Genomic DNA, 12,681 nt, shown 5'->3' on the forward strand with positions numbered 1-12,681 from the left:
GGGAAATGAAAATGAAAGTATTTTGGTTTTTACCATCGCATGGGGAAAGTCGCTATTTAGGATCGACTAAGGGAGGAAGGGCAATCACGCTTCCTTATTTAAAACAAATAGCGCAGGCGGTTGATCATTTGGGTTTTGAAGGGGCTTTGCTTCCGACGGGACGGTCTTGTGAGGATGCATGGGTAGTGGGCTCTTCATTGATTTCCGCAACGGAAAGAATGAAATTTCTAGTTGCGGTCCGACCAGGTTTAATGTCGCCAACCTTGGCTGCCAGGATGGCTTCGAGCTTCGACCGGCTGTCGAATGGACGTCTCTTGATCAATGTGGTAACTGGAGGGGACCCGGTCGAACTGGCAGGTGATGGCGTATTTCTGAATCATAAGGAACGATATGGGCAAACAGATGAATTTCTTGGCATCTGGAGAAAGGAGATGTCCGGGGACAAAGTGGACTTTGAAGGGGAGCACCTAAAGATTGAAGGCGGGGATATTCTGTTGCCACCTGTACAAAAACCGTACCCACCGCTCTATTTCGGAGGTTCATCCGACCCGGCCATCGATATATCAGGAAAGCATATTGATGTGTACTTAACTTGGGGTGAGCCGCCGGTGCAAGTGGCTGAAAAAATTGAAAAGGTACGTAAAAAGGCGGCGGAATATGGACGTGAGGTCAGGTTTGGCATACGGATGCATGTCATTGTAAGGGAAACGGAAGAAGAAGCTTGGCAGGCAGCGGATGAACTCATAAAATATGTGGATGATGAAATGATTGAAAATTCACAAAAGATCTTTGGGAGGTTTGATTCAGTGGGCCAAAAGCGCATGTCGCAACTCCATAACGGAAACAGGGATTCGCTTGAAATCAGCCCTAACCTTTGGGCAGGTGTAGGCCTAGTCCGTGGAGGCGCTGGTACGGCACTAGTAGGGAGTGCAGAAAGTGTTGCTGCCAGAATGAAGGAATATGAAGAAATCGGAATAGAATCTTTTGTTTTATCTGGATACCCTCATCTTGAAGAAGCGTACAGAGTTGCGGAATTATTATTCCCTTTACTCCCTGTTGAACAGTTGGAAAGTCCCATTTCTAAAGCTACGAGCCCATTCGGGGAAATACTGGCCAATGACCACTACCCTACAAAAGGAAGTGAAAATGAAGATGCAGAAAAAAAAATTAAGCAAAAAGTTCAATAGGTTTCACCTCATATCTTGGCTTGTGCCCATTCTCCTTTTGATAACTTGGCAGCTGCTGTCTTTGAGGGGGATATTGTCGGATCGGATATTGCCTGCCCCGACTGAAGTGTTTCAAGCGGGTGTCGCTTTATTGGGGACAGGTGAACTTATAGATTATATCGGCATCAGTGCCCAGCGTGCCTTCATCGGCTTTTTAATAGGCGGGATCATTGGTTTTGTACTAGGTTTATTAAATGGATTATCATCCATTGCTGAAACCTTATTCGATACCTCGCTTCAGATGTTGCGTAACATTCCGCATTTAGCTTTAATACCGCTGGTGATTCTATGGTTTGGTATAGAAGAAGAAGCGAAAATCTTCCTTGTCGCTTTAGGGGTTCTTTTTCCTATCTATCTAAATACATTTCATGGAGTGAAATCGGTGGATAAGGGATTGATCGAAGCAGCGAGGGTTTATGGGTTAAGCGGTTTTTCTTTATTCTGGAATGTTATTCTCCCTGCCGCCTTTCCATCCATTTTGGTGGGTATCCGCTTCTCTCTTGGAATCATGTGGGTCACATTAATTGTCGCAGAAACAATATCCGCTAATTCCGGAATAGGATATATGGCTATGAATGCCCGGGAATTCATGAGGATGGATATTGTTGTTCTTAGTATTCTCTTATATGCCTTATTGGGAAAAATATCGGACGTTGCGGCCAAAATGATCGAAAAAAGATGCTTGAAGTGGCATCCATCATACCAATGAGGAGGTCATTAATATGAAAAATGGAAATTCGTTGGAGTTGCAGGGTGTAAGAAAGGATTTTGGGGAGTTTGAAGTATTAAAAGGGATGGACCTCACATTTAAAAAAGGGGAATTCGTAGCCATTGTCGGTAAGAGTGGATGTGGAAAGAGCACATTGCTTCGTCTTGTGGCAGGCCTGGAAAAACCGACGGGCGGGCAGATACTGGTGAATGGAAAGCCATTGAAAGGATTAAATAAATCTTCACGTACGATGTTTCAGGACGGAAGGCTTTTTCCTTGGAAAAAAATCCTTGAAAATATCGGCATAGGCTTGAAAGGGGATTGGAAGCCAAATGCTATGGAATTACTGGAGCAAGTGGGCCTAGCAGACCGGGCAAGTGATTGGCCGTCCGTTTTATCCGGCGGGCAAAAACAAAGGGTTGCATTAGCAAGGGCATTGGTGAACCAACCTGACATTCTCCTCTTGGATGAGCCGTTAGGGGCATTGGATGCTTTGACGAGAATTGGCATGCAAAGGCTGATTGAAGAATTATGGAGGAAAAGGGACTTTACTGCCTTGCTTGTTACACATGATGTTGAAGAGGCCGTAATGCTAGCCGACCGTGTCATATTAATCGAAGAGGGTAAAGTCGTCATGAATAAGGAGATCAATCTGCCGAGACCAAGGAAAAAGGATAGTATTCAATACTCATCACTAGCAGCACAAATCCTTGACAGAGTGATGCAAGTTGAGGACGGAATGGAAAAAAAGGCAATTCATGCTTGAATGAGAGAAAAAAGATTTTGCGGGAAATACCTATGTTTACCATATGTTTATCCCCTTCTTGCCTCCTTCGGATTTTACCTTTCATGTTTAACGATTCGCCATTTAGGGAAATGTTAAATATAGAGAAACTTGTAATTCATATTCAGGAAGGCGGAGGATGTATGAGTAATATATTAGCTGCAAAAGAACGTACGGATTCAAAACACTCTAATTTAAGGAATTTGAGGGAAAGTGGCGAAATCCCTGCGATAGTATATGGCAATAAAAATGACAGTACGGCCATTTCAGTCAATAGTATCGAGCTTCATAAGACGATCAAGGAAATAGGCCGTAATGGAATCATTTCTTTGGAAATGGAAGGTTCGAGTTATAAGGTCATGCTCTCTGACTATCAAAAGGATCCAATAAAGAACTCCATTTATCATGCAGACTTTTTAATTGTAGATATGTCCGCTCAATTACAAGCGCAAGTTCGCATTAACCTTGTCGGTGTTTGTAAAGGCGTGAAAGACGGTGGGGTCCTTCAGCAGTCACTTCATGAAGTCACGGTTACGGCTAAACCTAATGACATCCCAGACTCCATCGATGTGGACGTTACTGAACTTCAGGTAGGGGATACAATCTACATATCCGATATCCAAACGAAAAAGCAAGTTACAATCGACAATGATGGAGAAGAAGTTGTTGCATCCGTTTTGGCTCCTCGTCAGGAAGAGGAAATAAGTACAGGTGAACAGCAAGATGGCGGTATCCCTGAAAATGAAGAAGGCAGGGAAACCAAGGCATCACTAGAGTCATGATGCCGGGATTAAACAAGTGAATCGTGATATAATAGGCGTAGCTCTTAACGAGTTACGTCTTTTCAATCTCTGGATGCAGCCTTTTAAACCGGACCATTTTTTTCGTAATGGATTCCTTAAATTAGGATTTTTCCTAATTAGTTCTCCTGTCGCTTGCAGGCCAGCTTGAAATTAGGGTACTATTTTTCTAAGGTCAATGATCTTGGGAAAACTTCGTCCCAGCGTAACTCCCTAAATAACCGTAATGACGGAGTGTGAATCATGAAAATTATTGTAGGGTTAGGGAACCCAGGTAAACAGTATGAAAAAACCCGGCATAACGTCGGATTTGAAGTAATAGATGAGTTATCCAAAAGATGGTCGATTCCGCTTGATCAAGCAAAACATAAGGGAGTATATGGTGCAGGGATGGTAAAGGGAGAAAAAGTTTTATTGCTTAAACCATTAACCTACATGAATTTGTCAGGCGAATCCATTTCGGCCGTCATGCATTTCTTTAAGGTGGATATCGCGGATGTGGTCATTATCTATGATGACCTTGATTTGCCTCCAGGGAAGCTCCGCCTTCGTCAAAAGGGTAGTGCAGGCGGTCATAATGGGATAAAATCATCAATTGCCCATTTGGGTACGCAAGAATTCAATCGAATCAGAATAGGCATTGGCCGCCCGATTGGCCGCATTCCGGTATCTGATTATGTATTGGGGCGTTTTTCGCCTGAAGAATGGGATCATGTCGGGGCAACGATCGAAAAAAGCGCAGCTTCTTGTGAAGCTTGGATGGAAAAGCCATTTATACAGGTCATGAACGAATATAACCAATAAGCAGAGAGTAGATATAAGTAAAGAATAATATCTTCCTGTTTCGCTGAATAAAACTCCTCTATTTTTGTACATACTAACACTATTACTAAAATAGGGGGTTACCAAATGGCTCTCCATTATCGATGCCGACATTGCGGAACTAAGCTGGGCTCAATCGAGGCACACTCACTGAGTACGGAGCAGTTAGGTTTTAATCAACTTACCGATGAAGAGCGACAAGAGATGATCGTTTATGATTCTGAAGGGGATATGCATGTAAGGGCGATATGTGAAGATTGCCATGAAACGCTGCAAAGAAACCCTGATTTATACGAAAACGATTATATTATTCATTAGCGGGAGAGGGCTTTGGACAAAATCCAAAGCATTTTTCCGTTTGTCTGGAATACCAGGGCACATAAAATTGCCGTTAATAAAGGGACGCTTGGTGAAATGGCCAAGTTCAAATAAAAAGATTACAAATGTTTTTCGCACGTTAAAGAGAGGGGGGAAAGAAAATGAATGGATTGCAGAACTTGTTCTCCAAACAAGATGATGTTCATTCGTTAATAGCCGGCATCGATGAAGGACTTAAGGAGCAGATCGTCTCTGGTCTCACAGGTTCCTCGAGATCTCTATTACTGGCTTCCGTATATGAAAAGACGAATAGGCCTATTTTATTGGTTACCCATAATTTACTGCAAGCACAAAAATTCCATGAGGACTTATCCAGTTTCATTCCCGAGGAAGAATTATATATATATCCAGCCAATGAATTGATTGCGGCTGATTTGAGTGTTGCCAGCCCGGAATTAAGGGCCCAACGTGTAGAGGCATTGAACTTTTGGGCGGAGGGAAAGAAAGGGATCGTCATTGCGCCAATTCCCGGGGTGCGTCGCGTGCTTCCTCCGAAAGATATTTGGAAGAGACATCAGCTTATCTTTACTTTAGGGGAAGACATCGAGCTTGAACCAACGCTTAGTAAATTCATTGCCATGGGTTATAACAGGTCTGAAATGGTTGCTTCTCCAGGTGAATTCAGTATCAGGGGCGGTATAATCGATATTTATCCGATCACCGAACCCAATCCAATACGAATTGAATTATTCGATACCGAAATAGATTCAATAAGGACCTTTTCAAGCGAAGATCAGCGATCCATCGAGAAACTCAAGAAAGTGACGATTGGTCCCGTCAGTGAGGCTTTGCTAGAGACGGAGCATATCGAAAGAATCATAACGAGGCTCGAGAGCGGATTAAGTAAAAGCTTGAAGAAACTTAAAGACGAGAAAACCAAGGAACAGCTGGTTCAAACGATCAGTTATGAACTTGAACAGCTGAAAATGGGGAATATACCCGACAAAATCTTTAAATACTTAAGTTTAGCGTATGAAGATCCAGCTAGTTTAATAGATTATTTACCGGTAAATGGTTTGGTTTTCTTGGATGAAATCAGTAGAATCCAGGAAATCAATGATTCTTTGGAAAAAGAAGAGGCTGGGTGGTACACGGATCTTTTAAGTCAGGGACAAATTATCCATGACATCAAATTGGCTCATCCGATGCAGGAATTAATCATGAAATCCAGCAGGCCGTTTGTATACCTTTCATTGTTTTTACGGCATGTACCGCATACGAATCCTCAGAATATCCTGAATTTTGCCAGTAAACAAATGCAAAATTTCCATGGACAGATGAATGTGTTCAAAGCTGAACTGGAACGTTGGAAAAAAGGGAAATATACAGTCGTCATACTTGGACAGGATGAAGAACGGGTAAAAAAACTGCATTCGGTTTTAGCCGATTATGATATAGAGGCCGCAGAACTGTTTAATGCGGACAGCATTCTTCCAGGTAAAGTACAGATTTTACGCGGCAGTCTAAATAGCGGCTTTGAATTACCTATGCAAAAGTTCAGTATCATTACGGAAACGGAATTGTTTAATAAGAAGTCAAAGAAATCAATACGGAGACAGAAACTATCGAATGCGGAGCGAATCAAGAGTTATTCCGAACTGAAGATCGGTGACTATGTCGTTCATGTTAACCACGGTATCGGTAAATACTTGGGAATTGAAACCCTTACGATAAATGGGGTCCATAAAGATTACCTGAATATTCGTTATCAGGCGGATGACAAATTGTATGTTCCTGTCGACCAAATTGATCTTGTCCAAAAGTATGTCGGTTCTGAAGGAAAAGAACCGAAGCTTTATAAGCTAGGCGGAACGGAATGGAAACGTGTCAAAAGTAAGGTTCAATCATCCGTTGAGAACATTGCCGATGATTTAATTAAATTATACGCCGAAAGGGAAGCCGCAAAGGGCTATGCCTTTTCACCTGATGGTGATATGCAGAGAGAATTCGAAACATCATTCGCCTATAACGAAACGGAAGATCAATTACGTTCCATAGTCGAAATCAAAAAGGATATGGAACGTGAACGGCCGATGGATCGTTTATTATGCGGCGATGTTGGATATGGGAAGACAGAGGTGGCGATCCGGGCCGCTTTTAAAGCCATAATGGATGGCAAACAGGTTGCATTTCTTGTTCCGACCACAATCCTCGCCCAGCAGCATTATGAAACATTAAGGGAGCGTTTTCAGGATTATCCCATTTCGATCGGTCATATGAGCCGTTTCCGGACTAAAAAACAGCAAACGGAGACGATTAAAGGATTGAAGGCCGGCACGGTTGATATTGTCGTTGGAACGCATAGGATTTTATCCAAAGATATCGTATACCGCGATTTGGGATTGCTTATCATTGATGAAGAACAGCGCTTTGGTGTTACACATAAGGAAAAGATCAAAAGGTTAAAAACGAATGTGGATGTACTGACTTTGACTGCGACGCCGATTCCGAGGACCCTTCATATGTCCATGCTGGGCGTGAGGGATTTATCCGTAATCGAAACACCGCCTGAGAACCGGTTCCCGATCCAAACTTATGTCATGGAGTATAATGGCTCATTGGTAACGGAAGCCATAGAACGGGAATTGGCAAGGGGGGGGCAGGTTTATTTCCTTTACAATCGGGTAGAGGATATAGCAAGAAAAGCAGAAGAAATTTCCATGCTGGTGCCCGATGCCCGTGTCACCTATGCTCATGGGCAAATGACAGAGCAAGAACTGGAAGCCGTCATGTTCAGCTTTTTAGAAGGCGAATATGATGTTTTGGTAAGTACAACCATTATAGAGACGGGTGTCGATATCCCGAATGTCAATACGCTCATAGTAAATGAAGCGGATAGAATGGGACTTTCACAGCTCTATCAGCTGCGTGGACGTGTAGGGCGATCCAACCGGGTGGCATATGCATTCTTCACTTATAGGAAAGATAAAGTGTTGACGGAAGTGGCAGAAAAACGTCTTCAATCCATTAAGGAATTTACAGAATTGGGTTCAGGGTTCAAAATCGCGATGCGTGATTTATCCATCAGGGGAGCTGGAAACATTCTAGGGGCTCAACAACATGGCTTCATCGATTCAGTTGGTTTCGATCTGTATTCACAAATGTTGAAAGAAGCTGTAGATGCGAAACGTAATGACCAACCAGCCGAAGAAAAGAACACCCTGGAAATTGACGTTGAAGTGGATGCTTATATCCCTGATGCCTACATAATGGACGGACATCAGAAAATAGAAATGTATAAAAGGTTCAGAGGGATTGCGTCGCTTGAAGAAGTGGAAGAATTACAGGATGAAATGATCGATCGTTTCGGAGAATACCCAGAAGAAGTTTCCTATTTATTCATGATTGCTGAAATGAAGGTATATGCTGAAAAGGCCGGAATTGAAAGCATTAAACAATTAAAGCAGGAAATCAGCATTCTCCTTAGGGAAAAGGTCAGCAGCGATGTGGATGGACAAAAGGTATTCGAGCTGGGATCGAAGTATGGCCGAATGGTGGGCTTTGGAATGGACGGCAATCGAATGAAACTGGTCCTGCACATAAAAGGTGTAGAACAAAGCAAATGGCTTAATATCTTATTTGAGATGGCCAAGGGTTTACAGTATGTAAAAAAAGAGACGCAAGCCACTAAAAACTAAAATTGAATGATAGTCCTCTTGAAGAATTTTTTTTAGGTACCATGGTAAAAAAATGCAACAAGAAGAAAAATTTTTTCAAAGTGCATAGAACTTACCATTAGAAAAATACTAAGTACAATAGCTGGTGATGATTTTGCTACAAAATGAGGATTTATCAAATCAATTAGATGAAAGTGAGGCAACATTAGATGAAAGCAACTGGTATCGTTCGCCGAATTGATGATTTAGGAAGAGTCGTCATCCCGAAAGAAATTCGCAGGACCCTCCGTATTCGTGAAGGAGATCCACTGGAAATATTTGTGGATAGGGATGGAGAAGTCATCCTAAAGAAATACTCTCCTATCAGTGAATTAGGCGATTTTGCAAGGGAATATGCAGAAGCACTTTATGATAGCCTTGGAAACCCAGTTATGATTTGTGACAGGGATACTTACATTGCAGTGGCAGGCGGCTCCAAAAAAGAATACTTAAATAAAAGCGTTAGTGACCTGGTGGAAAAAATCATGGAAGAAAGAAATCCTGTCCTGGAATCTCCAAACGGACAAATTTCATTCGTTGATTCCAATGATGAAGATGTCCAATCTTATACGGCAGCTCCGATCATTGCGAGTGGCGACCCGATTGGTGCCGTCTTGATTTTCTCTAAAGATAGCACCATTGGTGAAGTGGAACAGAAATCGGTTGAAACAGCAGCAAGTTTCCTAGCTAGACAAATGGAACAGTAACCTTGGACATGCCATTATAATTTTTAAGGTGGAAGGGCAGCAATCGCGCTGTCCTTTTTGCTCTTTCTAAAAGGTTAACCCGATGGGGGCAAACATAAAGAGACGGAGATTATTCTTCAAGGTGAATATGGAAACTAATTAACAGTATGCGCTGGAATTAAAAAATAACCATTGGAATTATGCTATAATAACTACCACATATGAGTGAAAAGGGGAAAAAGAATGGCTGAAAAGCCTTATAAAACATCAAATGAACTTTTCCGGGGAGCGTTGATTTTGAGCGCAGCGGCGATTATCGTAAAAGTATTGAGCGCGGCCTATCGCATACCATATCAGAACATTGCGGGTGACATCGGGTTTTATATCTATCAACAGGTTTATCCCTTCTACGGTGTTGCTTTTACATTATCAACACTCGGCTTTCCGGTAGTCATATCCAAACTTATTGCAGAACGGGACTCCTCCAAAAATAACTTTGCGGTCAAGGACATTTTAGTGACTTCATTCGTCGTCTTAAGTTCGATAGGTGTCATGATGTTTGCTGCACTATTCCTTGGAGCTGATTGGATTGCAGGGTGGATGAAGGATCCGCATTTAGCCGGTCTGCTGAGGATCGTTGCCTACTCCTATTTATTAATGCCGATTTCATCTGTGTTAAGAGGCTATTTTCAAGGAATAAACGACATGCTGCCTACGGCAAGTTCGCAGGTCGCTGAACAATGCATCCGTGTGTTGACGATTCTGGTTCTTTCCACAATATTCGTTTCTCAGGGCTATTCTTATTATGTGGTCGGCAAGGGGGCGGTCCTCGGTTCGATCACCGGCAGCATAACTGGCCTGGTACTGCTTATTGCTTTCGTCATTTTAAGAGAAGAATGGAAGCTTTTTTTACGAATGAGAATCAAACCTGTAAATTTCATCAAAATCTCCAAAGCCCTGATTTTCCAAGGGCTGGCCTTTTGCATAACTGGCTTGATCCTTATCTTGTTTCAGTTTGTCGATTCATTGCACCTGTATTCCTTACTGAGGGAAACGGGAATGGGGGAAAGGGAAGCAAAAGAATGGAAAGGGGTATATGATCGAGGACAGCCGTTGCTTCAGCTAGGTACAGTCGTGGCTAATTCTTTTGCATTGGCGCTTGTACCTGTAATATCCGGATTCGTTCAGAGGAAAAGTGAGCATGAATTATTGAATAAGATCAAATTGGCGCTTCGTGTAAGTACGACAATAGGACTTGCTGCTGCGATTGGGCTGGTGGTGACGATGAAGCCTGTCAACCATATGCTGTTCACGGATAACAAAGGGACGATTACTTTAGCGATTTTCTCTTTATCGATCTTATTCACATCCCTCATAATGGCAGAAGCGGCAGTGATTCAAAGTTTAGGCCATTCGTTCGTGCCGGTGATCATCACGATTGTGGGGGTTGGCAGCAAGTGGGCTTTGAACCTTGTTCTAGTGCCCCATTACAAGATCGCGGGAGCAGCCTCGGCGACAGTGCTTGCGTTTATAATCATGTCAGTATTATTTTATGTGGTATTGAGAGTACATATCAAAAAGCCATTATTTGAAAAGAAGCACGTGTTAATAATCTTGAAGAGTACGTTTTACATGGGTACTGCGGTTGTTTTATTCAATAGTTTATTCGAATTGATGTTATCAGGCGAGAGCCGCTTGTTAGCTACGATCCAAGCTTTGACCGGTGTAGGGATCGGTGCAGCCGTTTTTGTGATGACGGCCATTCGTACAGGGTTATTTAGTGAAGAAGAACTTTCACTTATACCTGCAGGCTCGAAGCTTAAACGATTTATAATAAAGAATAGGAGTATGCGAAATCATGAATGAGATTACGATAATAGGCCTTGGTGCAGGGGATTTAAATCAGCTTCCGCTAGGGATTTATAAAAAATTGATACAAACGGAACAATGTTTCGTCAGAACGATCGATCATCCGGTAATCGGGGATTTGAAAAGGGAAGGGATAAATTTCACGGCGTTTGACGGGATATATGAAAAGCACGACCAATTTGAAGCTGTATATGAAGAAATTGCCAGAATATTATTACAAGAGGCTTCAAACTGTTCCGTTCTATACGCAGTTCCGGGACATCCCATGGTTGCGGAAAAAACGGTGCAGCTTTTGCTTGAAAAGGGTCCGGCTCTTGGAATAGCCATTAAGTTGGAAGGCGGGCAAAGTTTCCTTGATCCCTTGTTTCAGGCTGTTAGAATCGATCCGATTGAAGGGTTTCAGCTATTGGATGGAACAGCTCTTTCACCAGATGATTTGCACATTGCCCAGCATATGATAATCGGACAGGTGTATGACGCATTCAGTGCATCCAATGTGAAGCTGACCTTAATGGAAAAGCTACCGGATGACTACGAGGTATATATTGTTACAGCGGCAGGAAGCAGTCAGGAAAAAGTGACAAAATGCGCCCTCTTCGAACTCGACCGTCAAATGGAGTTAAGTAACTTGACGAGTGTTTATGTCCCGCCTGTTAGCGAAGAAGCTTTACGGTATAGGGAGTTCTCTAAGCTGCGGCAGGTCATTGCAGAACTTAGAGGTCCTGACGGATGTCCATGGGATAAGAAACAAACTCATGAAAGCTTGAAGAAATATCTAATAGAAGAGGCATATGAGCTGATTGATTCCATCGATGAAGAGGACGACGAGGGCATGATTGGTGAACTTGGGGATGTCCTGCTTCAGGTGATGCTTCATTCACAAATCGGTGAAGATGAGGGCATGTTCACGATAGATGATGTGATTGAAGGCATTACGGCAAAAATGATTCGACGCCACCCTCATGTATTCGGAGATGTTAAAGTGAACGGTGAGGAAGATGTATTAGTGAACTGGCAGAAAATCAAAGAAGATGAAAAAGTGAGCGAAACAAAAGCTCCGAACTCCATATTGGATGGTATTGAGAAATCGCTGCCAAACTTACTACGGGCCGAAGAGTATCAAAAAAGGGCTGCCAAGGTTGGATTTGATTGGGATGAGGTTTCCGAAGCCTGGAAAAAGGTCAGGGAAGAAGTACAGGAATTGGAAGAGGAAATATTAAGCCCGAACAGGGATGTCGAAAGAATAAAATCAGAGCTGGGCGACCTCTTTTTTGCGCTTGTCAACATTTCACGTTATTATGACATACAAGCGGAAGAAGCCGTCTACAAAGCAAACCGGAAATTTCACCAGCGTTTTACATATATAGAAGAGTGCATTCAAAGGGCAGACAAAAAATTTGAGGATTATACATTGGAAGAACTGGATTCATATTGGGATGAAGCAAAAACTAAAGGACTTTAATTAAGGGAGAGATTTGAATGTCGATGAGATTGGATAAATTCCTAAAAGTTTCAAGGTTGATCAAGCGCCGCACACTTGCGAAGGAGGTTGCGGATAAAGGGAGAATCACGATTAACGGACAACAGGCCAAAGCAAGTTCGAATGTGAAAGATGGCGATGAGTTGACTGTAAGGTTCGGTCAAAAGCTTGTTACGGTACGTGTCGATAAAATTCAAGAAACGACGAAAAAAGAAGCCGCTGCAGATATGTATACCATCGTAAAGGAAGAAAAGCTAGCGGAGGAGTAGGG

11 protein-coding genes are annotated in these 12,681 nt (G+C 42.6%); all 11 read left to right on the forward strand.

Features of this window, described 5'->3' with window-relative positions:
* The first annotated feature begins 11 nt into the window (after positions 1-11).
* Positions 12-1,187, forward strand: coding sequence for an FMNH2-dependent alkanesulfonate monooxygenase (ssuD, locus tag ACFRAK_RS22765; RefSeq protein ID WP_394572552.1), 1,176 nt, complete (start codon positions 12-14; stop codon positions 1,185-1,187).
* Complete coding sequence (gene ssuC, locus ACFRAK_RS22770; RefSeq protein ID WP_387604923.1) at positions 1,153-1,935, forward strand: aliphatic sulfonate ABC transporter permease SsuC; 783 nt, start codon at positions 1,153-1,155, stop codon at positions 1,933-1,935. The genes ssuD and ssuC overlap by 35 nt, the downstream gene beginning before the upstream one ends.
* 13 nt (positions 1,936-1,948) lie before the next feature.
* Positions 1,949-2,701 (forward strand): ATP-binding cassette domain-containing protein, encoded by a 753-nt coding sequence (locus ACFRAK_RS22775; protein WP_387604912.1) that lies wholly within the window; start codon positions 1,949-1,951, stop codon positions 2,699-2,701.
* Between the two features lie 161 nt (positions 2,702-2,862).
* Positions 2,863-3,501, forward strand: coding sequence for a 50S ribosomal protein L25/general stress protein Ctc (locus ACFRAK_RS22780; RefSeq protein WP_387604911.1), 639 nt, complete (start codon positions 2,863-2,865; stop codon positions 3,499-3,501).
* Between the two features lie 261 nt (positions 3,502-3,762).
* Complete coding sequence (gene pth, locus ACFRAK_RS22785; RefSeq protein ID WP_387604910.1) at positions 3,763-4,323, forward strand: aminoacyl-tRNA hydrolase; 561 nt, start codon at positions 3,763-3,765, stop codon at positions 4,321-4,323.
* Between the two features lie 105 nt (positions 4,324-4,428).
* On the forward strand, positions 4,429-4,659 hold the full coding sequence (gene fin, locus ACFRAK_RS22790) for an anti-sigma-F factor Fin (protein ID WP_063574553.1): 231 nt from the start codon (positions 4,429-4,431) through the stop codon (positions 4,657-4,659).
* 161 nt (positions 4,660-4,820) lie between these two features.
* Positions 4,821-8,357: a transcription-repair coupling factor gene (gene mfd, locus ACFRAK_RS22795; protein ID WP_260288341.1), complete on the forward strand. Its 3,537-nt coding sequence runs from the start codon at positions 4,821-4,823 to the stop codon at positions 8,355-8,357.
* Between the two features lie 188 nt (positions 8,358-8,545).
* Complete coding sequence (gene spoVT / locus ACFRAK_RS22800) at positions 8,546-9,082, forward strand: stage V sporulation protein T (RefSeq protein WP_192207409.1); 537 nt, start codon at positions 8,546-8,548, stop codon at positions 9,080-9,082.
* 222 nt (positions 9,083-9,304) lie between these two features.
* Complete coding sequence (locus tag ACFRAK_RS22805) at positions 9,305-10,927, forward strand: putative polysaccharide biosynthesis protein (protein ID WP_394572553.1); 1,623 nt, start codon at positions 9,305-9,307, stop codon at positions 10,925-10,927.
* A complete protein-coding gene (gene yabN, locus ACFRAK_RS22810; protein ID WP_387604908.1) occupies positions 10,920-12,392 on the forward strand; it encodes a bifunctional methyltransferase/pyrophosphohydrolase YabN in 1,473 nt (490 codons plus the stop codon). The genes ACFRAK_RS22805 and yabN overlap by 8 nt, the downstream gene beginning before the upstream one ends.
* Positions 12,393-12,415: 23 nt before the next feature.
* Complete coding sequence (locus ACFRAK_RS22815) at positions 12,416-12,679, forward strand: RNA-binding S4 domain-containing protein (RefSeq protein ID WP_034316386.1); 264 nt, start codon at positions 12,416-12,418, stop codon at positions 12,677-12,679.
* The last annotated feature ends 2 nt before the right edge of the window (positions 12,680-12,681 follow it).

It is taken from the genome of Peribacillus sp. NPDC056705 (assembly GCF_043656335.1).